The organism is Erwinia sp. Leaf53, assembly GCF_001422605.1.
In the GTDB taxonomy this organism is placed as follows: domain Bacteria; phylum Pseudomonadota; class Gammaproteobacteria; order Enterobacterales; family Enterobacteriaceae; genus Erwinia.
The window spans coordinates 565,853-592,425 of the sequence record NZ_LMLK01000001.1 but is presented as its reverse complement, the minus strand read 5'-3'; the positions used below and the strand labels follow the sequence as shown (position 1 = coordinate 592,425).

Genomic DNA, 26,573 nt, shown 5'->3' with positions numbered 1-26,573 from the left:
AGTCAGGCCGGGCGGAAACGGCCGAGGTCGTAGTGCTGCGGGAACAGGTCATCCAGCTCCTGCTGATGGGTCACCGCCACTACCGTGGTGCCCGGCAGCTCGCGGCGCACCAGCGCCAGCAGCGCACGGGCGGCGGCGTGATCGAGGCTGCTGGTGGCTTCGTCCAGCCACAGCGTCTCAGGCCGCGCCAGCAGCGCGCGGGCAAAGGCCAGACGCTGGCGTTCGCCGCCGGAGAAGATGCGGTCCCAGTTCAGCTGCTCGTCCAGCCGGTCGCGCCAGGCACCCAGCCCCACCTTGTCCAGCGCCTCACGCAGCGCGTCACTCGCCGCCAGCACCGGCTGCGGATAGCAGAGGATCTCCGCCAGCGTGCCGTGGCCGAGGTAGCTCTGCTGCGGCAGCAGCAGGCTGCGACCTTCCTGCAGCTGCCACTGGCCGTCGTAGTAGGGCCACAGGCCGTTCAGCGTGCGCAGCAGCGTCGATTTGCCCAGGCCGCTCTCGCCGGTCAGCTTGCTCCAGCTGCCCGGTTCACAGTGAAACGCCACGTTGTGCAGCAGCGGCTGCCCCTGCGGGGTACGGAAGGAGAGGCTGCCAATCTGCAACCGTTTACCGGCATCTGCCTGCTCCTGCTGCGACTGATGTTGCAGGATCTCGGCGCGGAACTGCGAAAGGCGCTGCATACTGGCCGACAGCTCGATCAGTGCCGGGTAGACGCGGATAAACCAGCTCAGCACGATATGCACCTGGTTAAAGGCGCTACGGATCTGCATCAGCCCGCCGAAGGTGACGGTTTTATTCAGCAGCAGCGGCAGCGCGGCAAACACCGGCACGATCTGGCTGACGCGGGTGTAGCCGACAATAAACAGATTCATATTACGTTCGGCGTTCATCAGCGAGCGCCAGTTGCCGGTCACCGCCTGGAAGTGGCGCGCGAGGTGACTTTTTTCCTGCTGCTCACCGCCGTACTGGGCGATCTGCTCGGCGTTATCGTGCTTGCGCAGCAGCGAGGCGCGGAAGTTACCCTCCAGACGCTCTTTGCTCACCGTCAGCCCGTGCATTTTTTTACCCAGCAGATGGGTGACCAGCGTACCCGCCAGGGTATAGACCAGCACCACCCACACCAGATAACCGTGGATGGTCCACTCGTTGCCGAACAGAGTGATTTGCTGCACCCCCGAGAGCTGCCAGAGAATAAAGACAAAGGTAAACAGCTGGATCGGGTTCAGCAGCAGATCGACGGTCAGGCCAATCGTTTTGGTGACAAAAATCTCGATATCCTGCGCGATACGCTGGTCGGGGTTATCCACGCGGCCGCTCAGCGACATGCGGTAAAACGCCCGCTTCGCCAGCCAGCTGTCCACCAGCTCGGCGGTCAGCGCGCCGCGCCAGCGGATTATCAACAGCTTGCGGAACCACACTTCATAGACGATGGCGAAAACGTAGATCAGAATATAGAGCGCGTACTCCTTCACCAGCGCATAAATCTTGCCGCCGTCCAGCGCCGTCAGCGCGTCATAGAACGACTTGGTCCACTGTACGAACAGCACGTTAAGCCAGATCACGCTGCCACCCAGCGCCAGCATCACCAGCATAATCAGCCATGCCTGTACGCTGCTGCGCTGGCCCCAGAACGGGCGACACAGCGCCCAGAATTGTCCTGCGGCCTTTTTCACTTTTTCACCTGCTGCGGCAGCGAAATTGAGACCACCCGGTTCTGCGGATTATAGAGCCGGGCTGCCATCGCCTGCACGCCGGCCAGCGTGATGCTGTCGGCCAGCCGTGCGGCGTCGCTGAGATAGCGCGGATCGTTATAGTGGCGATAGCTCAGCTCCAGGCGGCGCTGCAGGGTGAAGATATCCTGCTGGCGCCCCTGCTCGGCGCGGATAAAGTCGCGCTTCTGCACGTCAATCTGCTGCTGGGTGATCTGCTGCGGCAGCTGCGCGAACACCGCCTCCGCCCGCTGCCACAGCTCCTGCGCGCGCTCCGGCGCGCTGGTAAAGCTGACCTCCGTCTCGATGCGCTGGTGGCGATCCGCCAGCTCGCTGTTCATCTGCATGCGGTAGATGCCCAGCGCGTCGTCGCGCAGGCTGGACTTCAGCGCCTGGCTGGCGAGGTTACGGGCAATGCTGACCTGCACCGCCGCCTGCGGCGTCCACGTCTGCGGGGTAAAGCTCCAGCTCTTCACGTCGGCGCGTGGCTCAACGTTCAGCGCCAGCGTCTCCTCGTAGCGGCCGCTGCGCGGCAGCTCCGGCTGTACCGTGGCGACCGGCTGGCGAGGGATGCCGGCCAGGTAGCGTTCGGCCAGCGGCTTCAGCAGCTCCGGCGACATATCGGCCAGAATAAACCAGCTGACCGGCGCGCGGGCGGCCGTCTGCCACTGCGTCAGCAGCGTGCCGGCATCAATCGTTTTCAGCTGCTGCTGCGTCGGCGGCGTCCAGCCCGCGCTGCCGTAGCGCAGCAGACGGGTGGCCTGCGCGCGGGCATTGCCTGCCGATCCGGCATCCACCGCCTGCTGGCGCGCCAGCCGCAGCAGGCTCTCTTTCATCACGTCCGGGGCGATGCCCGCGGCAGTCTGCAACGCATAGTTCAGCGCCAGCAGATCGCCCAGCGCCTCGCGGGAAGACTGGCCGGTGTACTGCAGCTCGTCCGGCAGCTGGCTCACGCCAGACGATACGGCTTTCTGCTGCTTCCACGCCACCAGCTGTTCGCCCTGCCAGCCCTGCGGGCCGCTCTGCCCCACCAGCTGGGTCGCCAGCTGCGACTGCCACGGATTGAGCCCGGCGGTGTTAAAGCCCGCCGCGCTGCGGCCAGACAGCCAGACTTTATCTTTCGCCAGCGGCGTACGCAGCAGCACCACCCGATCGCCGTTGCTCAGCGTCCACTGTTCCACCTGCTGCTGCGGGAAGCTTTTCACCGCAGCGATAGTCCCCGGCTGCGGGGTCACCTTCAGTTCGGTCACCACCTGCTCCACCTTGCGCTGCGGTGGGGCCAGCGTTTCGGTTTTCAGCTGCTCGCGCAGGCGGATGACCGACTGCGCCGTTGGCAGGGTAAACGGCGTGTTGCCGGGAATGCTGAACTGCACCAGCGCGTCGCCGGCCGTCAGCCACTGCTGCAGCCGTGCGTTAACCTGCTGATTAGTGATGGTCTCCAGCGCCGCCAGCGCCTCACGGCCGCGCTGCTGGCTGCCGGTATACGGCTTGCCCTGCGCCCAGCTGGTGAAGATCTGCTGTACCCAGTCGGCAAACTCACGCTGCTCCGGCTTCGCGGCCATGCGCTGCGCCACGTCGCGGATATCCTGCTTCACGTCGGCAATATCGACGTCGCTCAGGCCGTAACGGCGCACGCGCTCCACCTCACGCAGCAGCACCCGCAGCGCCACCTGGTGCCCGTCGGGCATCACGTCGGCAAATACGCCAAATGCTTCGGTGGTTTTGCCAATATCCGATTTACGCACCACCAGGCCGCCGACTTCCGCCGGCAGCTCCGGCTTCTGCCGACGCATCTGGCGGCTGACGCTGGAGAGGGCGATCTGGCTGATTAGGCGCTGTTCATAGGTGGTGGTGCCAGGATTACTGCGCAGCACCAGCGACAGCTGGCTGCTGCCGCTCTGGCCGTCCTGCAGGCGCACCACCTTTAGCTGCGTCTGCAGGCGCGGTTCGTAGTAGTCCCGCTCTGGTACCGCGCCCGCCGGCAGGGTGCCGAAATAGCGCTTAATTTCCGCCGCCGCCGTCTCTGGCCGGAAGTCACCGATCACCAGCAGGCGCATATTGCCCGGATGATACCAGCGCTGATAAAACTGCTGCAGCGTGGTGGCCGGGGTGTTGCGAATAGAAGCCTCAGTGCCGATGGTCGGGCGCTCCGGGTAGCGCGAGCCGTGGCGAATAGCCTGCACGCGCTGCTGGTTCATGCGCTCGGCCACGCCCAGCTTGCCGCGCCACTCTTCCAGAATAATGCGCCGCTCGTCGTCAAGGTCGCGCTGGGTCAGGCGGGCATGCCCGGCCATCTGGCTCAGAGACTCCAGCGCCACGTCCAGCTGCCCCGCTCCGCCCGGCGGGCTGAACATATACAGGGTGCGCTCGTAGTTGGTCATCGCGTTGTAGTGCTGCGCCCGCACCCAGCCGCGCTGGTGCAGCTGGGTGGCCACGCCCTGCGGATACTGCTCGCTGGCGCGGAACACCAGATGCTCCAGCATATGCGCCACGCCGGACTCGTTATCCTGCTCATCGATCGAGCCGACGTCCACGCTCAGCCGCACGTCCACGCGCTGCTTCTGGCCGCTGAGCGGCACCAGCGTATAGCGCAGGCCGTTATCCAGCACGCCTTCGGTAATCTGTGGCAGCGGGCTGAGCGTTTCCGCCGCCCGCGCGCCGTTGAAGAGGAACAGCAGGCTGACGATTGCCACCAGCCCGCTTAAGTTTCGCCATTGCTTCATTGCAAATTTCCTGTACCGGAACGCGCAAACACGCACTCACGGTTTGCTGATTAACCGGGCGGGCGGAAGAGCCGGCCCGGGATGACTGATTTACAGGCAGGCGTTTAAGCCTGCCTGGGATAACGACTTAACCGGCAGGTGTTTAAGCCTGCCTGGCGAGCGGATTAACCCGGCAGGCATGCAAGCCTGCACGGCGAGCTGATTAACCCGGCAGGGGCTAAGCCAGCCGCGAATAAGATGGCTCACCGGGCAACCGCTTACGCCAGCCCGGTTGCCCTCTTACCAGTTGTACGCCACGCCCAGCCAGAACTGACGTCCGGCTTTGTAGGTGACGACTTTGGAGTTGGCACCGGTGGTCTGCGAGGTTTCGATCACCGAGTCCAGCACGTTGATCACGTCCAGCGTCAGGTCAACGCTCTGATCTTTGTACACCGGCTGGTTGTAGCTGAAGCGCCAGTCGTAGGAGATATAGTCCTTAAACTTGATCTTGTCGTACCGGGTGGCGGAACCTTCATAGCTGCCGCAGGCTCCGTCTTCTGACGGGCAGCTAACGGTGCTGGTGGTGTAACCGCTGTAACCGGCGGTATAGCCGATATTCTGGTTCCAGTTCAGGCGGATCGCCGGGAAGAAGGTATTGACGTTGACAAAGGCGGTCCACGGCGTGTTGAAGTCCAGCGCATCCATTGCCCCTTTTTCGATTAACTTACCGTCGAAGATCACCATATTTTCATCGGTGTCGCTCTGCTCGTAGTAGGTCTGCGAGCTGGATTTGTTTTTCACGATGCTCGCGCCCAGCGACCAGCTGACGTCGGCCCAGCCAAACTGCATCGGGCTGATCGGCTCGGCGCTTAACGAGAAGGTATCGCCGCGGGTTTTGGCATTGTTATCCAGCACGTAGCTTTTACCACCATCGGCGTCGGTTACCGTTTTACGACCGAACTGATCCTGACCGCTGCGGTTGACCCACTTCGCCGTCCACAGCGTGTCGCCGATGCGCTGGGAAAGCCCAAGTGACAGTTCGTCGCTGTACGGGGTTTTCAGGCTGGAGATATCGTAGTCAATAGCGTTAGTACGCGTATCCCCCACCGTCCAGGCATCGGTTGCGCTGGTACGGGTAAGGATATTGTAAGAGCTGATGCCCTGGCGCAGCTTATAGGCCAGCAGGTTCTGCCCGTAGTAGCGGTTGGCACCACCAAACACGCGGGTGGTGCGGTCGCCAAATACGTCATACGAGGTGGCAAAGCGCGGGGCCAGCGTCAGGTTGCCAAGGAAGTCGTCATACTGGGCGCGCACGCCCGGCGTCACTTCCAGATTGCCGAAGTTCATGCTGTCCTGCAGATAAACCGCATAGTTGGTGTAGTTGCCGGTGACTTCGCGGGCCGGGTACAGGGTCACGCTTTTGAAGTACTGCTCACCGTCGATACAGAAGTCATCGCCTGACTGACAGACCACGTTTCTGTCAATGGTCGAGGTACCCCGGCTCAGATTAACATCCCGAAAACGCTTGTAGCGGGCGCTGTAGAGATCCACTTCCCAGCCAAGGTCTAACTGATGCTGTAGCCCCATAAACTTAATCGGGTTCAGCTCATAGTCCTGCTTCAGCGTGGTGGTACGTTTCTCCGTGGCGAAGGATCCATATCCCCCCAGGTTACCGTTGGCGCTGCCCCAGGTAATCACGTTAGAGACAAAATTACTGGCGGTGGTGTAATGACGCCAGGTCTGATAGGTATCAGACTCATGGTCGATTTTGTTTTCTTCAAACTGGTAACCGGCAAGACTGGTCATTTTCCCCCAGTCAGCCACGTGCTCCCACTCTATATTGGTGCGATAACCGCCGCCGGTATTGGTATAGGAGCCATTTTTGGCGTTAGTTTTAAAATACTTCGATTCATGCGGCGAATACATGCCGGTCAGGCGGAAAATATCGCCGTTATCGGCCAGATAAGTTCCTTTCAGCAAATACGTTTCCGCAAGACGCGTTTGATCGTCCCACTCTTCCAGCGCCGACTGATAAAAAGGAATGGTCGACTTCTGACGGTTATAGGCAAAGATAAAACCGGCTTTATCACTGAGTGGCTGATTCGCAGAGAAGGAGTAAAACTCTTTTTTGAACTTCGGCTGATAGGTGTGTTTGGTGGCCGAGTAAAAATCTTCACCGATGGCTTCATCAATGTGATAGCGCGTCCAGGCGTCGCGGGTCGTGCGGTAGGAAATTTTTCCGGAGGACTTTTCCAGGTCCGGATCTTTCAGGCGCGCATCCACCACCCCGCCGGTAAAGTCACCGTATTTCGCCGAGACGTTGCTGTCGAACACCTCCAGCTGCTCTACCAGCTCAGAGTTGATCCAGTATGACTGGGTGCCGCCAGCGGGCAGATCGGTTGGGGAGAACCCATCGGGATCGTTACTCAGTTCCCCGCCGTTCGCCCCCGGGTTAATGGTGTTGTTGTTCGACAGGCCGTCGATCATAAAGTTGTTGTTATAGAACTTCTCACCGTGGAAGGAGACGTTTTCCGGCGCAATTTCCCCCGGCGTGTTGCTGCTGTCGGTGGTATTGGCGAAGCGCACGTTAGGGTTGTGCTTCAGCAGCTCGGTAATGGTGCCGTTCTGGGTCGGCATCCGGGCGATCTGCTCTTTAGTGAGGATCTGGGTGCCCATCGACTGGCTGGTCGGCGTGGATCGCACCAGAATAGTATCTTCCCCTGCCGTATTCTCAGCCGGGGTATTCTGCTGTGTTTCAGCGTTGTTTAATGACTGAGCGTCCGTATTGTCATCCTGCTGGGCCATAGCCGCAGCTGGCACCAGCGAGAGTGCCATAATAATACCGAGTTTGTTCACTGTTTTTCCCGAGGTTTATAATTGCTGTAACAAAAAAATATTTTAATTTTCGAGCGCGACCTGGCCATTTAATTTAAACACGATCGAGGCAACCTGGTCGTTAACCGCCGCCTGCGTCTGATAACGCCAGCGGGCAATATCTTTGGTCACCGACTGAGCAAATACGCCGACCGGTGTTTCAGACAAAATTCGTACGTTGGTCACGGTGCCGCTGGCGGTGACGTCAAACTTAATGCGCACCCGCCCTTCCACCCCCAGCGCTTTGGCGCGCTGTGGATAATCGACCCGCCGGTGCAGCGCACGGAAATTCTGGTTATTGCTGCTGCCCGCGCCCCGCGCGGCGTTGCCGCTGTCGCTGCTGCCGGCGTTCAGCGCGCTGCCGGCGGCCTGGCGGGAGCTGCCGCTGGCCGCTGCGGCCTGGCCACCCGTTACGGCGTTGGCCTGAGCGGTGGCGTGGGTCGATGTGGTTGGCGCGTTCTGCGCAGCAGCGTTACGGACGACGGCCGCCTCGCTAACCGGCTGTCTGACGACGGTGGGCTGGCGGCTGGGCTGAGCAGCCTCCGCAACCGCGCGTGGCGAGCGTTCGGCCTGCCGGTTAGCCGCCTGGGTAACCACTGATGCGCTCTGACGGGTGGCCGGCGGGGTTGCCGCTGGCGTGGTCTGCCGCGTTGTCGACGGAGCGACCGCCGGGGTCTCCTGGCGGGTTGCCTCTGCATCAGTGCGGCGGTCGCTCAGTGGCCGACGCTCAGGCTTAACCGGGGCCGCCTGGCTTTCGCTATGACGGGCCGTGCGGCGCTCGGGGTCGGCGGCCTGCTGCGGCGCCACGGGCTGGGCGTTTTTCTGACGCGAAGCCGCCGCTTTCAGCCCGGCATCACGGGCGGCCTCGCGCGCACGGGGTAAAGCAATTTCCGGATCGGGCAGGGTCACTTCGGTCGCCAGCGGGCGTGCGCTCTCGCCAGCAGCCGTACCGGTGGGTTGCGCAGCGGACGCGCCGGCGGGCAGCGCGGAGGACGGGTTCACCGCCATGGCGGCAGGTGGTGATGAAGCCGCGGCTGCGGGCTGGCCGTGGCTGGCGCTGAGCACGCTGAAGGCCACCGCGCCGCCGGCGTTACCGGCCATCACCAGCGGCGGCACCCGCTCTTCACGCAGCAGGCCGACGATCAGCGCCACGTGCAGCAGGATCGACAGCGTGACTACGCCGGGCAGCCGCCATTTCACCGGCCAGCGCTCCCCCGTCGTAAACCCGTCTGCTGTCAACGTCTGTGAGTTTTTCACATCCAACCCCTGGTGCCGTTAATAATCTTTTTAGCTAAAAACGCTACATATCATCACGTTATGCCATATAGCTGAATGATAATTATTTTACAAACGATAATTATTAGCAATTAAAATTTACACCTGGCGAACAAAACCGTGCTAAACGTCAACAAATCTGTTGCTAAAAAAAGACTCAACAACTTGAAAAATAGTGGTTTTCTATAAACTGACAAGGAAGTGTAAAGGCTTACACTGTCAAAATAACTGGGGCTGGCTTACGAACGAGTGGAATGTCCGGCCAGCGCGGCAGGATCGGGATAACAGGAACAGATTTTCAGTACCGCAATCAGAGGCGTCAGGCACGGCCTGCGAGTGCAGCAGAATCAGAGGCGGCAGGAACTGCCTGCTATAGCGACAGAATCAGAGAGCAGAAAAGGCCTGCCAGATCGGAAAAATCAGAGAGCGGGAACGGCCTGCCGATACGGCAGGCGCGGACGGATAATCAGCTGAGGAGAATGCGTAGCCGGTTACTGTTTGTAGAAGATTTCGCCGGATTTAGCCGACAGGATCTTCCCTTCTGCATCGGTAATCAGCACATAGTTGCCGCCCATATAGGTCCAGTGGCTGCTGGCCTCCGGTGCCGGCAGGTGGCGGGTTTTCCAGTCGCTGACAATATATTTTTTGCTGCGGTAGAGGTCCGGCACCACGTCACCGAGGGTGAAGCGTTTAAAATCGGCGAAGAAGGTTTTCACCTCATACGGGTCCGCCGGGTTGCTCTGGCTTTCCGCCGCCGCGCCCTGCTCGTCAGCGCCGGAAAGCGCGTTCTGGCTCTGCGGGGTCTGCACCGGCGGGGTTGCCGGAGCGTCCGGGGTAAGCGCTGGGGCAGCAGATTGATCTGCGGCCGCCGGCGCGCTGCTGGTTTCAGGCGCGGCGGCCGGGGCGTCGGCTTCACCGGCGGCAAAGGCGACTGAGGTCGTAGCAAGGGCCGCTACTGAGAAAACGGCGGAACACAACATGACGTTTAACTTACGCATAGCTTCTCCAAATGGGGTTCACCTGCCGGCCGTTCTGTGCAGCAACCCGGCCGGCCAGTATGAGCGGGCGGGCACCGGTCTCCGCCGTCAGTCAGACGTTAGAGGGCATAACGGTGGAATGGTTCCGGCACAACTGACGCAATATTAATAGGATATCGGCGCCTGCTGTGGGAATTATTGTCAGAAAAGATGACAGCGGCGGGCGGGTAACCCGGGGTTGGCAACGTCAGGCAGCCGGGGCGCGTTCGATCAGGGTTGCTGGCTGAGCAGCATCGCTGCTCCGCAGGGGAGATCGTGGCGCGTACGGTCAGCGTTACCGGTTAAGCAGCGCCGCCTGCCCGCAGGTATTATGCCCCGGCCTGGCGGCCGGGGCGCAGTGGGTCAGCGCGGCGGGCCAGGCAACGCCAGCTCCGTGCGCTGCAGGTCGCGGTACAGGCTAATGATATACAGCAGGATCACCAGCGAGAACGGCAGGCCGCACAGCACCACGGCGGTCTGCATGGCGTTGAAGCTGCCGGCAGAGAGCAGCGCACAGCACACCACGGTGGTCACCACCGCCCAGAACACCCGCAGCCATGCCGGTGCATCATCGCGGATTGAGCCGCCGCGCGAGGAGAGGTTAGCGATCATCAGGGTGCCGGAGTCGACCGGGGTCAGAAACAGGAAGAAGCTGATTACCACGGTAAAGCCGGCGGTCACCCGCGTCCACGGCAGCGACGCCAGCAGCTGGTACACCGTCATCGGCGGGTCGTTCAGGGCCACCCTTCCCAGCAGCGCATTACCCTGTTCCAGCACCAGCGCAATGGCGGTGTTGCCGAACAGCGACAGCCAGGCGAGGGTGAAGCCCAGCGGGATCAGCATCACGCCGAAAATCAGCTGGCGCACGGTGCGCCCGCGTGAGATACGGGCGATAAACAGGCCAACGAACGGTGCCCATGACACCCACCACGCCCAGTAAAACAGCGTCCACATCCCCTGCCAGTGCCGCGCCTGACCATAGAGATAGACATCGAAGCTTTTTCTCACCAGCGCGGAGAGATAGTCGCCGGTGTTCTGCAGCAGGCCGTTAAGCAGGTGCAGCGTCGGACCGGCGATAAATACAAACAGCAGCAGCAGGCACAGCAGTACCACGTTAACACGCGACAGCATGGCAATCCCCTTCTCTACCCCGCTGACCGCCGCCAGCGTTGCCACCACCATCATCGCCACCAGCAGACCGGTGATGACCAGGGGGGTTTGCGGCACCTGGAACAGGTAGTTCAGCCCTGAGCTGACCAGCAGCGCGCCAATGCCGAGATTGGTCACCATCGAAATCACCGTGACCAGAATACCAAAGCCGTCCACCAGATGGCCGGGCCAGCCGTTAATACGATCGCCACACAGGCCATACAGCGCCGAACGCAGCGCCAGCGGCCGCCCGCCGCGGTAAGCAAACCAGGCGAGCGCCGTCGCAATCAGCGCATACAGCGCCCAGCCGTGCAGGCCCCAGTGCAGGAAGGTCAGTACCATGGCGTTGCGTGCCGCCTGTACCGTACCCCCGCTACCTTCCGGCGGCTGCAGGAAGTGGTCGAGCGGTTCGTAGGCACCGTAGTAGACCAGCGCGATGCCGATCCCGGCGGAAAACAGCATCGCCACCCAGGATAAATAGCTGAATTCAGGCTCATCGTGCTCATGGCCCAGCTTCAGCGTGCCAAAGCGCGACAGCGCCAGCCAGAACACAAACAGCATGCACACCACCATCAGCAGCATGTAGTACCAGCCAAACACGTCGGCCATCCACTGCTGGGCCTGCTCCAGCCAACGCTGACTGGCGACCGGGTACAGCACGATCGGCAGGCTGAGCAGCGTAATCACCGCCGCGGAGCCGATAAAGACCGGCAGGTTAAGCCGCTGCGCGGGCGGACTTTCATCGGGTTGCTGACGAATCACTGTCATGATGTTTTCCATAAGGGGGGAGTTAACGGGCCGCTTTTAGCTATAAGCATCAATAAAAATCACAATTAATTGATGTTTTTGCAGCATATGCGTGATTAATTGAACGTTCAATTAAAAAAGGCATCGTATTTTTACGAAAAACTCAAAAGTGGGATGCGGCGTGGGCGGAGGCGGACACGGCAGATTTACCTAAGTCACGGGCTATCACATTGGTCGGTTGTAACGTTTATCACTTATAGTAAGAGGCAGTTATTGTAGGGGTATTCACTGAAGCAAACGGAGCCCAACATGAGCATGTCAACCGAGCAAGATAGCGATAATAATAACGCCGTACCCGCAGGAAAATGTCCGTTCCCTCACGGCCAGTCTGATGACAAAAGCGTGCTGGCGCGCAGTGCAGGCAGCGGCACCAATAACACCGACTGGTGGCCTAATCAGCTGAAGGTCGAACTGCTGAATCAGCACTCCTCCCGTTCCAATCCTTTAGGCAGCGCCTTCGACTACCGCAGTGAATTCAACAAACTCGACTACTTTGCCCTTAAAGGTGATATCAAAGCGCTGCTGAGCGATTCTCAGTCCTGGTGGCCTGCCGACTGGGGCAGCTATATCGGCCTGTTTATCCGCATGGCGTGGCACAGCGCCGGCACCTACCGCACCATCGACGGGCGCGGCGGCGCCGGCCGTGGCCAGCAGCGTTTTGCGCCGCTCAACGCCTGGCCGGATAACGTCAGCCTCGACAAAGCGCGCCGCCTGCTGTGGCCGGTGAAGCAGAAATACGGTCAGAAGATCTCATGGGCCGACCTGTTTATCCTCGCCGGTAACGTCTCGCTGGAGAATGCCGGCTTCCGCACCTTCGGCTTTGCCGCCGGGCGCGAAGACGTCTGGGAACCGGATCTCGACGTCAACTGGGGCGATGAGAAAGAGTGGCTGGCGCACCGCCATCCGGAAGCGCTGGCCAGCGCGCCGATCGGCGCCACCGAAATGGGCCTGATCTACGTTAACCCGGAAGGGCCGGAAGCCAGCGGCGAACCCGCCTCGGCCGCCCCGGCGATCCGCGCCACCTTCGGCAATATGGGCATGGACGACGAGGAGATCGTCGCGCTGATCGCCGGCGGCCATACGCTGGGTAAAACCCACGGTGCCGCAGCCGCCAGCCACGTCGGCGTCGATCCGGAGTCCGCCCCGCTGGAAGCGCAGGGCTTCGGCTGGAACAGCAGCTACGCCAGCGGTGCCGGCGCGGATGCCATCACCTCCGGCCTGGAAGTGGTGTGGACGCAAACCCCGACCCAGTGGAGCAACTACTTCTTCGAGAACCTGTATAAATATGAGTGGACCCGGGTCCACAGCCCGGCGGGGGCGATCCAGTTTGAGGCCAGCAACGCCGAGGCGATCATCCCCGATCCGTTCCACCCCGGCCAGAAGCGCAAGCCGACCATGCTGGTCACCGACCTGACGCTGCGTTTCGATCCGGAGTTCGATAAGATCTCCCGCCGTTTCCTCAACGATCCGCAGTCGTTTAACGAAGCCTTTGCCCGCGCCTGGTTCAAGCTGACCCACCGCGATATGGGGCCAAAAGCGCGCTACCTCGGCCCGGAAGTGCCAAAAGAAGACCTGCTGTGGCAGGACCCGCTGCCGGCGGCCAGCCATCAGCCCGGCGCCGAAGAGATTGCCAGCCTGAAGGTGGCGATCGCCGCCAGCGGGCTGAGCGTCGGTGATCTGGTGGCGACCGCCTGGGGCTCCGCCTCGACCTTCCGCGGCGGCGACAAGCGCGGCGGTGCCAACGGTGCCCGCCTGGCGCTGGCCCCGCAGAACGGCTGGGCGGTGAACGCCACCGCCGCCCGCGTGCTGCCGCAGCTGCAGGCGATCCAGCAGGCGTCCGGCAAGGTCTCGCTGGCCGACGTCATCGTGCTGGCCGGCGTGGTGGCAATTGAACAGGCCGCGGCGGCGGGCGGCATCAGCATCCACGTGCCCTTTACGCCGGGCCGCGTTGACGCACGCCAGGATCAGACCGACGTCGGGAGCTTCGCGCTGCTCGAACCGCTGGCCGACGGTTTCCGCAACTATCGCCGGGTGCGTGGCGGCTCGTCGACCGAAACGCTGCTGATCGACAAAGCCCAGCAGCTGACCCTCAGCCCGCCGGAGCTGACCGTGCTGGTCGGCGGCCTGCGCGTGCTGGGAACCAACTTCGACGGCAGCCAGCACGGCGTACTGACCGCGCGGCCTGGCGTGCTGAGCAACGACTTCTTCGTTAACCTGCTGGATATGCGCACCCGCTGGCAGGCGCAGGAAGGATCGAGCGAACTGTTCAGCGGCAGCGACCGCCAGAGCGGCGAACAGCGCTATACCGCCACCCGCGCCGACCTGGTGTTTGGCTCCAACTCGATCCTGCGCGCGGTGGCCGAAGTCTACGCCAGCAACGATGCGCAGCAGAAGTTCGTCGCCGACTTTGTCGCGGCGTGGACGAAGGTGATGGAGCTGGACAGGTTTGATGTGCAGTGAGTAAGAGGGCGTAGCGGATACGCCTGATAAGATGTAAGCCCGGCCGGGATCTGGCCGGGATCACCACGAGGCCCGGCTGATTTAGCGCCGGGCTTCGCTTTTGTCTGTTACAGGTGTGCAATATGCCATGGTTTCCGGCAACGGCTTGCCCACTTCTGCACCGGCAATATCGCAGGCCAGCGTCAGGCGATCGCTGCCTGAGTACCCCGAGAAAACGCCGCCAAAACGTTGACTGCTGTACAGCTGGAGTTCACCCTCTGAACTGTCGACAACCACCGCCCAACGAATCAAACGATCCTGTGGCCCAACAGGAATAAACAGCTGCCAGTGCCCGTCAGGTGTAAGAGAAAAATGCCCGCTGGTATCGGTCTGCGACGTCGCTATTGGCTTACAAAAATCCGTTAACGTCACAGCCGCACCCACAATGGGTTTACCCCCGTTAGCGAGGGTGCCGTCAACGTGCGGAGTGGAATAATCATGGAACAGGCAGCCGCTAAGTAAAAGCGGGCTGGCGATAGTCAGCAGTAAATATCGGGTGATGCGAGCGATCGGTGACATTGGGCGCAAATCCTTTAGCGAGTGGTGCTTCCTGTTGCAGATTATCAGTACGCCGGAGGATTTCTGAAAGGTAATGGTGCGTTAGGCAGGGGGGGATTTATAACGACCTTTGAGCCAACTTTTGCCCGAATATCATCCTCATGTTTAAGACGTCAGAACCCTGTAGCGTTATAGTATTCCTGTTTTCCCCTCCCTCTCATTAACGCAGGACATCGCCATGAACCGGTATCATGTCTCCAACAGTGAAGGCCAGTTTGAGAAAGACTCAGGTGAGCAAGTTCTGGCTAACAGGCTGGGAATCTCGCGTACTGACGAAATTGACGACGCTGAACTTATTCTGTTAGAAAAACTCTACCACTCTGTTTTTGAAGAAAAATTCCCGACAGGAAAAATTAATGTTGCCCTGTTAAAAAACTGGCATCGTCGCTGGCTAGGGAACATTTATGAGTGGGCCGGGCAGGAGAGATCGGTCAACATCAGTAAGGGAGGGTTTATGTTTGCTCCTTCAGCACAACTTCCAAAACTACTTGAAGAATTCGATGAAAAATATCTTGCGCTCTACACGCCCTGCAGCGGCCTGGAAGAAGAAGAGCTTATCGCGGCTATTGCTATCGTCCATGTGGAACTGATACTTGTTCATCCGTTCAGGGAAGGAAACGGGCGTTTGTCGCGGTTGTTAGCCGATGTGATGGCAGTTCAGGGAGGATATAAACCTCTGGATTATCGAAGCTGGGAGCAAAATAAGACCGGCTATGTTTCAGCTATCCATGCCGGTATGTCAATGAACTACGCCCCCATGAAGCACTGGGTCAGGCAAGCATTGAGAAACGACTAAACCGCCAGCCGGAGATGAGAAAACCTCTTACGAGTTTCTTCAAGTGAGGCTTCGATCTTAGCGGATGACTGACCGGTCTCTACCGCCGTAGAGGTGGCAACAGAGCGGGCAATATCTGCACGGGACGGCACAGCATAGGGTGCCTGTGTTTTTTTAATTTCGCTCATTATCACTCCCATCAGCCACGTTTCGGTTAATAAATCACTGCCAATAATTATACCCGTCTTTCTCTGTAAATTCACGGCTTCTGTCCAGCGTATCATTCATCTGGCCGCACTTCAAAATAGCTTTCCCCTGCCCTGTTCATCGGAATTTCGCCACTTTCCCGCCCCACTTTGTGTCCCCCCTGCAGGTTTATTAACCCGCTCAGCATTGAGCATGCGCTGATAGCTGAGGGTTTCCCTGAACAATGGGCCGGGTAGACATTGACAGTTATCAGATCAATCCATCTTCAGAACAATTTTCCCGACGTTCAGGCCCGCCTCCATACGCTGATGCGCAGCCGCCGCATCCGACAAAGGATATACGCTGTCGATAACGGGGATCAGCACGCCGTTTGCAAAGCTCGCCAGCCAGTGCTCGCGGAATCTGCGGGACATGGCATGCTTAACGTCCTGCGAACGTGATTTCATCACCGTGCCTGCAATGTGCAGATGACGGTATAACAGCCGGTCGAGCGGAATTTTAGCGTTATCAATGCCGCCCATAATGCCAATCTGAATCAGGCGTCCGCCAAAAGCGAGCGCGTTAATATTACGTTCAAAGTAAGGTGCGCCAATAAAGTCGAGGATCAGATCCACCCCCTTACCGTCGGTTGCCTTATGCACCACCTCTGCGAAGTCCTCATTCTGGTAGTCAATAAGCCAGTCTGCCCCCAGCAGGCGGGCCTGCTCCTGATTAGCCGCTTTTACGGTGGTAAAAATGGTCGCCCCGGTCGCGCGCGCCAGCTGGACCGCGGCCCCACCGACTCCGCCCGCCCCGGCGTGAATCAAAACCGACTCTCCGGCTGTTAATTTCCCGAGGTGTATCAGCGCTTCATGCGCGGTGACAAACACCTCGGTAATCGCCGCCGCCTGAATATAATCAAGATTATCGGGGATCGGCATCGCCATGCGGTAATCAATGCGCGAGTATTCCGCATAGGCACCGCCGCCGACGATCCCCATCACGCGGTCACCTGGCCGGTAGCCGGTGACCGCATCGCCTGTTGCAATCACCTCTCCGGCGATTTCCAGCCCCATAAGGGTCGAATCACCAAAATCAGGGCGGCCATACCCCCCTTTACGGTGGGTCAGATCGGCGCGGTTGACCCCGGCAGCGTAGGTACGTATCAGCAGATCCTCCGGGCGCAGCTGAGGTTTTTCCACTTCTGCCAGTTTCAGTACGTCCGGCGTGCCAAATTCTTCAAAGGTGATAGCTTTCATCATCGTCTGCTCCGTTAAGTCAGTGATGTGATGCCGCCGTCTGCGGGTTACAGTCCGGCGGCACGTCATTATCGGGTTTCTGCAAAGGTGGCGTTCGCACAGGCAGAAGCGGTGATCGCCGCCGGGAAGCCGGCGTAAAATGCCAGATGCGTGATGACCTCACTCAGTTCCGACTCGGTCAGGCCGTTTTCTATGCCACGGCGCAGATGTGCAGGTAGCTCATTCGCATGGTTCAGCGCGATCAGGCAGGCGATGGTAATCAGGCTGCGATCGCGCGGTGCCAGCGCCGGATCGGCCCAGACCCCGGAGTAAAGCGGCTGCTCAACAAAATCCGCAAGTTTAGGCGTAAACGGGCGTGCGGCGGCGCGCGGGCTGGTAAAGTCGATAGGTTTCATGATGATATTCTCCGCTTAACTGCTCAGATCTGGCTGATGAATTTGTTGGTCAGATAGGGGGCAATCCCTTCACGCCCGCCTTCGGAACCGTGACCGCTCTCTTTCATGCCGCCAAACGGCAGTTCAGTGGCGATGATGCGGTACTGATTAATGCCAATCATGCCGGCCTCAAGCCCGTCCCCGACGTCAAGTGCGGTCCGCGCGCTGCGGGTAAAGGCGTAGGCAGACAGCGCGTAAGGCAGCCGGTTTGCCTCTTCAAGGCCGTCGGTGATGGTGTCAAACGGACGCATCACGGCGATCGGACCAAACGGCTCCTCGTGCATGATGCGGGCGCTCAGCGGCACGTTGGCCAGTACGGTGGGCTCAAAGAAGAAGCCGGGACGATCGAGGCGTTTCCCGCCGGTCAGCACTACCGCCCCCTGTGCTACCGCGTCGTCGACCAGCGCGGCCATTTTCTCCAGCTGCCGTTCGTTGGCCAGCGGCCCTACCTGAGTGCCCTGCACCATACCGTCACCGATTACCAGTTCCCGGGTGGCCGCCACAAAGCGCCCGACGAAGCGGTCATAAGCACCGCGCTGGATCAGGAAACGCGTTGAGGAGATACAAATCTGCCCGGTGCCGCGGAAGCGGTTTGCCGCACCGTCCGCCGCGGCCGCCTCTATATCGGCATCCTCAAAGACCAGCACCGGCCCGTGACCGCCCAGCTCAAGCGAGATCGGTTTCACACCCGCCGCGGCGCGTTCAGACAGTAAGCGCCCCACAGGAACGGAACCGGTAAAGGCAACCTTGCGGATAATCGGCGAAGCGATAAGTTTTGCTGAAACCTTGTCAGGGACGCCGAACACGATTTGCAGCACGCCTTTCGGCAAACCCGCATCATCCAGGCAGCGCGCCAGCGCCAGCGCCGTTGCCGGGCTCTCTTCGCCGGGTTTGAGGATCACGCTGCAGCCTGCTGCCAGCGCGGCGGAGAGTTTCCTGGCCGGCGTAATGGCCGGGAAGTTCCACGGGGTAAACGCCGCCACCGGGCCAATCGCCTGCCGCTTAACCAGCTGCTGCACACCTGGGCGGTTAGCAGGCACCACGCGGCCATCAATACGACGCGCTTCTTCAGCGAACCATTCAAAGTAGTCCGCCGCGCGCTGGACTTCGTCACGGCTTTCCGCCAGCGGCTTGCCCTCTTCCAGCGTCATCAGCGTTGCAATATGCTCCGCCCGATCGCGCATAAGAGCGGCGGCTTTTTTCATAATGCGTGCACGCTGATCCGGCACGGTGTTACGCCACAGGTTAAAACTGTCGTGGGCGGTCACCAGCGCCTGATTCAGGTCGGTGTGGGTTGCCATTGGCAGGCGGCCGAGGGTTTTGCCGCTTGCCGGATTGATCACCGCCAGGGTGTCACGGTCTTCGGCAGTCAGCCACTGGCCGTTGATGAAAAGATAAAGTGGATCATACTGTTGCGTTTGCATAAGGGCTTCCTCTCAGAATAAATCGGTAATCTCTTACTGGTGAGGAGAAGCTTAAGGGAGATGCGTATTGCTGATAAGATAGCCATCACCCACAACAGCTATGCAAAGAATGCACAGATGCAGTCAGAAAAGTTTGCTGAGTTTTTAGGCGTATTTGTTGATGTCGCCAGGGAGAGCAGTTTCTCCGGCGCAGGCCGTCGGCGCGGGCGCACGCCCTCTTCGGTCGGCCGGCAGATAGACGCGCTGGAATCCTACCTTGAAACGCCGCTGTTCTTACGCTCCACCCGCCACCTGACGCTGACCGATGCCGGCGAAGCGCTGCTGGTCCGCGCGCGGCAGATACTCGATTCTCTGGATGATGCCCGCCAGGAACTGGCCTCGATGAAGGGTGACGTGACCGGCACGCTGCGCGTTGCCTGTTATCCGACGTTTGGTAAGCGCTACGTATTGCCGGTGATGGGGCAACTTGCCCGCCAGTATCCTGACCTGAACGTTGAACTGGACCTGACGGAGCGGATCGCCGACCCGGTAGCGGAGCGGCTTGACGTGGTAATACGCATCGGCGATATGGCAGACAGCACGCTGATTGGTACGCGCATCGCCATACAGACCCGCGTCCTCTGCGCCAGCCCGGCCTACCTTGCCCGCGCCGGCACGCCGGTGGCGCTGAACGAGATTGCCGCTCATCGGCTTATCGACAAGCTGCACGGGGCCGACCTGCTGCGCTGGAGCGATGTGCTCGGCCATCCGGCACGCTGCAGCCATGCTCAGCCCGTTTTCGGCTGCGATGATTTTGAGGCGATGCGCCTTGCCGCCATCGAAGGTCTGGGCATTGCTTACCTGCCCGACTGGGTGGCTGGCCCCGATATTCAGGCCGGTGTACTGACGCAAATCTGCCCGGAATGGTCCGATCGGGCTGCCGCATCAACGGGGATCTATGCGCTGCGCGCGCTGCGAAACCCGCCCGCGCGGGTGAGCATCTTTATGGATGCGCTACGCGCTTATATCGGGCAGCCGTTTAGCTGGTCAACCCGCGAGTAGCGCAGCGGGTGCGACAGCTGACAAAAGGGGGGGAAAGCCTGACGTTTTCCTCGCTATGCGAGACGCCTTCCGGTTTTACGGGTGTCAGTTTCAGGCCGGCTACGTTACACTAACCGCAACCGGAAAATGGCCACCTATAATCACAACTCACGCCATTAAGCCTCTTACATTTCAATGGACTAAGTAAAAACAGCGCATGAACGATACCCCTAAACTCACCGCCCATACCCCGATGATGCAGCAGTATCTGCGCCTGAAAGCGGACCACCCTGAGATCCTGCTGTTTTACCGCATGGGGGACTTTTACGAGCTGTTCTATGATGACGCGAAACGTGCCTCGCAGCTGCTGGAGATCTCGCTGACCAAACGCGGCGCGTCGGCCGGTGAGCCGATCCCGATGGCGGGCGTGCCCTATCATGCGGTGGAGAACTATCTTGCTAAGCTGGTGCAGCTGGGTGAGTCGGTGGCGATCTGTGAGCAGATTGGTGACCCGGCGCTGAGTAAAGGCCCGGTTGAGCGTAAAGTGGTGCGCATCGTGACCCCCGGCACCATCAGCGACGAGGCGCTGCTTAACGAGCGCCAGGACAACCTGCTGGCCGCCATCTGGCAGAGCCCGCGCGGCTTTGGTTTCGCCACGCTGGATATCAGCTCCGGCCGCTTCCGCCTGGCCGAACCGGCCGACCTGGAAACCATGGCCGCCGAGCTGCAGCGCACCAACCCGGCCGAGCTGCTCTATCCGGAAGAGTTTGGCGCCATGTCGCTGATTGAGAACCGCCGCGGGCTGCGCCGCCGCCCGCAGTGGGAGTACGAGCTGGATACCGCCCGCCAGCAGCTGAATCTGCAGTTTGCCACCCGCGACCTGAGCGGCTTTGGCGTTGAGCAGGCGCACCACGCGCTGCGCGCGGCCGGCTGCCTGCTGCAGTACGTGAAGGATACCCAGCGCACCTCGCTGCCGCACATCCGCTCGCTGACCATGGAGCGCCAGCAGGACGGCATCATTATGGACGCCGCCACCCGCCGTAATCTGGAGATCACCCAGAACCTCGCCGGCGGCGTGGAGAACACCCTGGCCGCGGTGCTGGATAAAACCGTTACGCCGATGGGCAGCCGCATGCTCAAGCGCTGGCTGCACCTGCCGCTGCGCAACCCGACCACCATTACCCGCCGCCAGCAGAGCATCAGCGCGCTGCAGAGCTTCAGCGAGGAGCTGTCGCCGCTGCTGCGTCAGGTTGGCGATCTGGAGCGTATTCTGGCGCGCCTGGCGCTGCGCACCGCGCGTCCACGCGATCTGGCGCGCATGCGCCACGCCTTCCAGCAGCTGCCGCAGCTGAACCTGCTGCTGGCCGACGAGCAGACCGAACACCTGCAGGCGCTGCGCGATAAGATGGGCGACTTTGCCGAACTGCGCACGCTGCTGGAGCAGGCGGTGATTGAAGCGCCGCCGGTGCTGGTCCGCGACGGCGGGGTGATTGCCCCCGGCTACAACGCCGAGCTGGACGAGTGGCGGGCGCTGGCCGACGGGGCTACCGACTACCTCGACCGGCTGGAGATCCGCGAGCGCGAAAAGCTCGGGCTGGATACGCTAAAGGTCGGCTTTAACGCCATCCACGGCTACTACATTCAGGTCAGCCGCGGCCAGAGCCACCAGGTGCCGATCCACTACGTGCGCCGCCAGACGCTGAAAAACGCCGAACGCTACATTATTCCGGAGCTGAAAGAGTACGAAGACAAGGTTCTGACCTCGAAAGGCAAGGCGCTGTCGCTGGAGAAGGCGCTGTACGAGCAGCTGCTGGACCTGCTGTTGCCGCATCTGGAAGCGCTGCAGGAGAGCGCCGCCGCGCTGGCCGAGCTGGACGTGCTGAGCAACCTGGCCGAACGCGCCTGGGCGCTGAACTACAGCTGCCCGACGCTGAGCGACGCGCCGGGCATTAAAATCACCGGCGGCCGTCACCCGGTGGTCGAGCAGGTGCTGAAAGAGCCGTTTATCGCCAACCCGCTGTCGCTGTCGCCGCAGCGCCGTATGCTGGTGGTCACCGGGCCGAATATGGGCGGTAAAAGTACCTATATGCGCCAGGCGGCGCTGATCGTGCTGATGGCCTGTATCGGCAGCTTTGTGCCGGCGGAGCAGGCGACGATCGGCCCGGTGGATCGCATCTTCACCCGCGTCGGGGCCGCCGACGACCTCGCCTCCGGCCGCTCAACCTTTATGGTGGAGATGACCGAAACCGCCAATATCCTGCACAACGCCACCGAGCAGAGCCTGGTGCTGATGGATGAGATTGGCCGCGGCACCTCCACCTACGACGGCCTGTCGCTGGCCTGGGCCTGCGCCGAAAGCCTGGCCAACCGCATTAAGGCGATGACGCTGTTTGCCACCCACTACTTTGAGCTGACCACCCTGCCGGACCAGATCGAGGGCGTGGCCAACGTGCATCTCGACGCCGTGGAGCACGGCGACACCATCGCCTTTATGCACAGCGTGCAGGACGGCGCGGCCAGCAAGAGTTACGGTCTGGCCGTGGCGGCGCTGGCCGGGGTGCCAAAAGAGGTGATCAAACGGGCGCGGCACAAGCTTAAAGAGCTGGAGGCGCTCTCCGGTGCCGCCGCAGCCAGTAAAGCGGACGGCTCGCAGCTGCCGCTGCTGGTGGAAGAGACCTCGCCGGCGGTGGAAGCGCTGGAAGCGCTGGATGCCGATTCACTGTCGCCGCGCCAGGCGCTGGAGTGGATCTACCGGCTGAAAGCGCTGGTGTAGCGCGCTATACATAGCATCCTGCAGGCTGTTTCAGGGCGGCGAACGAATCAATCTCCAGTCACAGAGAAAACGCTGTGACTGGGATGCATAAGAGCAGCCAGTGCAGAAGCATTGCCTGAAGGATGGGTGTATGAACAGGCAATAAAAAAAGCGATGACCGGGGTCATCGCTTTTTTTGGCATTACCTTAGACTGATGCAGCGTTACTCGCGAAACAGGGCTTCAATACTCAGCCCCTGTGCCTGCAGGATTTCACGCAGGCGACGCAGGCCTTCAACCTGAATCTGACGAACACGTTCACGGGTCAAACCGATTTCACGACCCACATCCTCCAGCGTTGCCGCTTCATAGCCTAACAGACCGAAACGACGCGCCAGTACTTCGCGCTGCTTGGCGTTCAGTTCGAACAGCCATTTGACGATGCTTTGCTTCATATCATCGTCCTGCGTGGTGTCTTCCGGGCCGTTGTCTTTCTCATCGGCCAGGATGTCCAGCAGCGCTTTTTCAGAATCCCCGCCTAACGGCGTATCAACTGAGGTAATGCGCTCATTGAGGCGCAGCATGCGGCTGACGTCATCAACGGGCTTGTCCAGCTGTTGCGCAATCTCTTCCGCGCTTGGCTCATGATCGAGCTTGTGTGACAGTTCACGTGCGGTACGCAGGTAAACGTTCAGCTCTTTCACGATATGGATCGGCAGGCGAATGGTACGGGTTTGATTCATAATCGCCCGTTCAATCGTCTGACGGATCCACCAGGTGGCATAGGTGGAGAAGCGGAACCCTCTTTCGGGGTCAAACTTCTCTACCGCGCGGATCAGGCCGAGGTTACCTTCTTCAATCAGGTCCAGCAGGGCCAGACCACGATTGCTGTAACGACGGGCAATCTTCACCACCAGGCGCAGGTTGCTTTCAATCATGCGGCGACGTGAAGGTACGTCCCCCCGCAGGGCACGGCGAGCGAAGAAGACTTCTTCTTCAGCCGTTAATAGTGGAGAGTAACCAATCTCTCCCAGATAAAGCTGTGTCGCATCCAGAACGCGTTGCGTTGCACCCTGTGACAACAACTCTTCTTCAGCTAAATCGCTATCACCAGGTTCGTTTCCGACAAGAGCCTTCTCATCAAAAATCTCAGCTCCGTTTTCGTCGAATTCCGCGTCTTCATTTAGATCGTTAACTTTCAGCGTATTCTGGCTCATAAGCGGCTCCTACCCGTGATCCAAGGGCAGAACTGCAAGGTTCTGCCGGACTATCGCTGCGGCAAGTAGCGCAGCGGGTTTACGGATTTCCCCTTGTAACGAATTTCAAAGTGCAGCCTCACCGAACTGGTTCCGGTACTGCCCATGGTGGCGATCTTCTGGCCCGCTTTCACTTCTTGTTGTTCGCGAACCAGCATCGTGTCGTTATGGGCATAGGCACTCAGATAATCATCATTATGTTTGATGATAATCAGATTACCGTAACCGCGCAGGGCATTACCGGCATAAACCACACGACCTGAGGCGGTGGAGACGACGGCCTGACCACGCGACCCCGCGATGTCGATACCTTTGTTGCCTCCTTCGGAAGCAGAGAAGTTATCGATAATCTTACCGTCGGTCGGCCAACGCCAGCTGCCCACCGGGGTGGAGCTGTCCGTTGTACTGCTGACGGTTGGGGCGGTAACCGGTGCTGTTGTCGTTGCAACAGTTGTACCGGACGAAGGCAGCATTTTGCCCCCGCTTGACGTATCTGAATCCTCAGAATACGTAATTACGGGTTGGCGCGCAACAGGTTGCTGAGCGATTTGTGAGCTGACCGGTGGCGGCGTTACCCCACCGGCTTTCGCATCGGCAGTGGTGATCGCGTTACCGCCGGTGATCGGCGTACCTGAGCCGTTAGCCACCTGTAACTGCTGGCCAACGTTGAGCCCGTAAGGCGCGGCGACGTTATTGCGCTGTGCCAGATCGCGGAAATCGTTGCCGGTAATCCACGCAATATAGAACAGAGTATCGCCACGTTTAACGGTATAGGTGTCGCCGCCGTAGCTACCTTTCGGAATATTCCCATACTGGCGATTGTACACAATGCGACCGTTTTCGGTCACCACGTTCTGGGCCGGGGCTGAACTGGCCATGCCGCCGGACGAAGAGGACGACATTGAAGGCGGACGCGCGGGAATAAAACCACCGCCACCGCCGCCACCGCTGTTCGCGCTGCTGATATTGCCACCCGGACTCCCGCCGAGCATGCGGCCGGAATCATTACCGCCAACGGAACTGATGGGGGCCTGCGTATTGTCGCTGGAACAGCCCGCCAGCCAAAATCCAACCACTGTCACCGCTGCAATACGGCGTAACTTAAATCCTGGGCTTCCCGTGCTCATCTATCCCCCATTACGGCAATACTTCTTTTAATGTGTAAACCGCGACACCATCCGGGCCACCGCCCTGATGCGCAAAGTTATCAGATACTAGCAACATCATTCGGAAGCTGCCATGAAACAGTTGTATAGAAATGTCCTGGAACTCAGGCGAGATCACCCTGCACCAGCGGCACAAAACGCACCGCTTCGATGGTTTCAACCTTAAACTCGCCGCCGTGGCGACGAATGCGCTGCAGCACCTGCTGATCTTCACCAACCGGCAGCACCATAATGCCGCCTTCATCCAGCTGGTTGAGCAGCGCCTTAGGTATCTCCGGCGGGGCGGCGGTGACGATGATCGCATCAAAGGGCCCGCGCGACGGCCAGCCCAGCCAGCCGTCGCCGTGGCGGGTGGAGACGTTATGCAGGTCGAGCTGCTTCAGGCGGCGCTTGGCCTGCCACTGCAGCCCTTTAATTCGCTCCACCGAACAGACGTGTTCGACCAGGTGGGCCAGAATCGCGGTCTGGTAGCCGGAACCGGTGCCGATCTCCAGCACCCGCGAAGCCGGGTTCAGCTCCAGCAGCGAGGTCATGCGCGCCACCATATAGGGCTGGGAGATGGTCTGGCCGGAACCGATCGGCAGCGCCATATTCTCCCACGCCTTATGTTCGAAGGCTTCGTCGACAAAGCGCTCGCGCGGCACCTCTTCGATGGCCTTTAACAGCAGCTCATCGTTAAAGCCCTGCTGGCGCAGCAGCAGCAACAGCGACTCGGTGCGGCCACTTACCATTCAGTACCCACCTCCACGTTGCTCAGCCACGCAGCCACCACCTCCTGCGCCGCGTGGGCGGTCAGGTCAACGTGCAGCGCGGTCACCGAGACATAGCCTTCATCCACGGCGGCAAAGTCGGTGCCCGGGCCGGCATCCAGCTTATCGCCCGGCGGGCCAATCCAGTACAGCGTGTGGCCGCGCGGGTCCTCCAGCGGGATCGCCCGATCGCTCGGGTGGCGGCTGCCGCAGCGGGTAACGCGGATGCCTTTGATCTGATCCAGCGGCAGGTCCGGCACATTGATATTGAGGATACGCCCGGTGCGCAGCGGTTCGCGCTGCAGGCCGCGCAGGATCGAACAGGTGACGGCAGCCGCCGTTTCATAGTGCTCAAAGCCGTTCAGCGACACCGCCAGCGCCGGTAGCCCGAGGTGACGCCCCTCCATCGCCGCCGCCACCGTACCGGAGTAGATCACGTCATCGCCGAGGTTGGGCCCGGCGTTGATGCCGGAGACCACGATATCCGGCCGCGGCCGCATCAGCGTATTCACCCCAAGATAGACGCAGTCGGTCGGCGTACCGGCCAGCACCGCCACGTCGCCGTTGGCGTGGGTGAAGGTGCGCAGCGGCGTCTCCAGCGTCAGCGAGTTGGAGGCCCCGCTGCGGTTGCGATCGGGAGCAACAACCTGTACCTCGGCAAATTCGCGCAGCGCCTTTGCCAGCACCTGTATACCCGGCGCGTGGATACCGTCATCGTTACTCAGCAATATGCGCATTAAACACCTAACCTGTTGATTTAAAGATAGCCAAACCGTCGGCGCAGGGGTGCTTGCCCGGCAGGGAAACGCAGAGCGCTTATCTGATGGACACCTGCCGAGGGCGGGTTGATTGCTGCATTTTAGCTGGATGACGCGCCGGGCGGTAGGTGTAAGTTTCTGGTTTTAAACCCGACGCAGGCTGACTGCGCGTTCGCTGCGCAGCTTTGGCGGCCGCGGTCATGTTTCCG

General features: G+C 60.5%; 19 protein-coding genes. 4 read left to right on the top strand and 15 right to left on the bottom strand.

The features are described from left to right. Positions 1–2: 2 nt before the first annotated feature. The 6 genes from ASF13_RS02555 to ASF13_RS02530 form a co-directional block, all read right to left on the bottom strand. On the bottom strand, positions 3–1,670 hold the full coding sequence (locus ASF13_RS02555; RefSeq protein WP_056232191.1) for an ABC transporter ATP-binding protein/permease: 1,668 nt from the start codon (positions 1,668–1,670) through the stop codon (positions 3–5). Beyond that, positions 1,667–4,429, bottom strand: a complete 2,763-nt coding sequence (locus ASF13_RS02550) for a M16 family metallopeptidase (RefSeq protein WP_056232188.1) — start codon at positions 4,427–4,429, stop codon at positions 1,667–1,669. The genes ASF13_RS02555 and ASF13_RS02550 overlap by 4 nt, the downstream gene beginning before the upstream one ends. A 279-nt stretch (positions 4,430–4,708) precedes the next feature. After that, complete coding sequence (locus ASF13_RS02545) at positions 4,709–7,264, bottom strand: TonB-dependent siderophore receptor (RefSeq protein WP_056232187.1); 2,556 nt, start codon at positions 7,262–7,264, stop codon at positions 4,709–4,711. Positions 7,265–7,306: 42 nt separating this feature from the next. Beyond that, positions 7,307–8,539: a TonB family protein gene (locus ASF13_RS23160; protein ID WP_072166263.1), complete on the bottom strand. Its 1,233-nt coding sequence runs from the start codon at positions 8,537–8,539 to the stop codon at positions 7,307–7,309. A gap of 509 nt (positions 8,540–9,048) precedes the next feature. Beyond that, on the bottom strand, positions 9,049–9,555 hold the full coding sequence (locus ASF13_RS02535; RefSeq protein ID WP_056232184.1) for an RcnB family protein: 507 nt from the start codon (positions 9,553–9,555) through the stop codon (positions 9,049–9,051). Between the two features lie 381 nt (positions 9,556–9,936). Continuing rightward, positions 9,937–11,490, bottom strand: coding sequence for a BCCT family transporter (locus ASF13_RS02530; protein WP_056232182.1), 1,554 nt, complete (start codon positions 11,488–11,490; stop codon positions 9,937–9,939). 294 nt (positions 11,491–11,784) lie between these two features. Between ASF13_RS02530 and katG the strand changes: the two genes are divergently transcribed. Continuing rightward, positions 11,785–13,989: a catalase/peroxidase HPI gene (gene katG / locus ASF13_RS02525; protein ID WP_056232377.1), complete on the top strand. Its 2,205-nt coding sequence runs from the start codon at positions 11,785–11,787 to the stop codon at positions 13,987–13,989. An 81-nt stretch (positions 13,990–14,070) separates the two neighbouring features. Here katG and ASF13_RS24730 read toward each other — a convergent pair whose 3' ends face one another. Next, positions 14,071–14,547, bottom strand: a complete 477-nt coding sequence (locus ASF13_RS24730) for a hypothetical protein (protein ID WP_072166262.1) — start codon at positions 14,545–14,547, stop codon at positions 14,071–14,073. Positions 14,548–14,764: 217 nt separating this feature from the next. Between ASF13_RS24730 and ASF13_RS02515 the strand changes: the two genes are divergently transcribed. Then, positions 14,765–15,382, top strand: coding sequence for a Fic family protein (locus tag ASF13_RS02515; RefSeq protein WP_056232179.1), 618 nt, complete (start codon positions 14,765–14,767; stop codon positions 15,380–15,382). On the opposite strand, the gene ASF13_RS23150 is transcribed toward ASF13_RS02515, so the two are convergent. The 4 genes from ASF13_RS23150 to ASF13_RS02500 form a co-directional block, all read right to left on the bottom strand. Beyond that, on the bottom strand, positions 15,379–15,624 hold the full coding sequence (locus ASF13_RS23150) for a hypothetical protein (protein WP_146005437.1): 246 nt from the start codon (positions 15,622–15,624) through the stop codon (positions 15,379–15,381). The genes ASF13_RS02515 and ASF13_RS23150 overlap by 4 nt on opposite strands. Positions 15,625–15,822: 198 nt before the next feature. Then, on the bottom strand, positions 15,823–16,809 hold the full coding sequence (locus ASF13_RS02510) for an NAD(P)H-quinone oxidoreductase (RefSeq protein ID WP_235514930.1): 987 nt from the start codon (positions 16,807–16,809) through the stop codon (positions 15,823–15,825). Positions 16,810–16,874: 65 nt separating this feature from the next. Next, positions 16,875–17,201 (bottom strand): carboxymuconolactone decarboxylase family protein, encoded by a 327-nt coding sequence (locus ASF13_RS02505; RefSeq protein ID WP_056232177.1) that lies wholly within the window; start codon positions 17,199–17,201, stop codon positions 16,875–16,877. Positions 17,202–17,224: 23 nt separating this feature from the next. Continuing rightward, positions 17,225–18,664, bottom strand: a complete 1,440-nt coding sequence (locus tag ASF13_RS02500) for an NAD-dependent succinate-semialdehyde dehydrogenase (RefSeq protein ID WP_056232173.1) — start codon at positions 18,662–18,664, stop codon at positions 17,225–17,227. A gap of 60 nt (positions 18,665–18,724) precedes the next feature. On the opposite strand from ASF13_RS02500, the gene ASF13_RS02495 reads away from it, so the two are divergent. Then, positions 18,725–19,705, top strand: a complete 981-nt coding sequence (locus ASF13_RS02495; RefSeq protein ID WP_235514929.1) for a LysR family transcriptional regulator — start codon at positions 18,725–18,727, stop codon at positions 19,703–19,705. Positions 19,706–19,901: 196 nt separating this feature from the next. Then, on the top strand, positions 19,902–22,457 hold the full coding sequence (gene mutS, locus ASF13_RS02490) for a DNA mismatch repair protein MutS (RefSeq protein WP_056232171.1): 2,556 nt from the start codon (positions 19,902–19,904) through the stop codon (positions 22,455–22,457). 202 nt (positions 22,458–22,659) lie between these two features. On the opposite strand, the gene rpoS is transcribed toward mutS, so the two are convergent. From rpoS to surE, 4 genes are all read right to left on the bottom strand, one after another. Then, positions 22,660–23,652: an RNA polymerase sigma factor RpoS gene (gene rpoS / locus ASF13_RS02485; protein WP_056232169.1), complete on the bottom strand. Its 993-nt coding sequence runs from the start codon at positions 23,650–23,652 to the stop codon at positions 22,660–22,662. Between the two features lie 50 nt (positions 23,653–23,702). Next, the gene (gene nlpD, locus ASF13_RS02480) at positions 23,703–24,818 is read right to left on the bottom strand and encodes a murein hydrolase activator NlpD (RefSeq protein WP_056232167.1); all 1,116 of its coding nucleotides are present in this window, start codon (positions 24,816–24,818) and stop codon (positions 23,703–23,705) included. A gap of 143 nt (positions 24,819–24,961) precedes the next feature. Next, positions 24,962–25,588 carry a protein-L-isoaspartate(D-aspartate) O-methyltransferase gene (locus tag ASF13_RS02475; protein WP_056232165.1) on the bottom strand — a complete coding sequence of 209 codons (627 nt, stop codon included), beginning with the start codon at positions 25,586–25,588 and terminating at the stop codon, positions 24,962–24,964. Continuing rightward, the gene (gene surE, locus ASF13_RS02470; protein ID WP_056232162.1) at positions 25,582–26,343 is read right to left on the bottom strand and encodes a 5'/3'-nucleotidase SurE; all 762 of its coding nucleotides are present in this window, start codon (positions 26,341–26,343) and stop codon (positions 25,582–25,584) included. Before surE ends, ASF13_RS02475 begins: the two co-directional genes overlap by 7 nt. Positions 26,344–26,573: the final 230 nt, after the last annotated feature.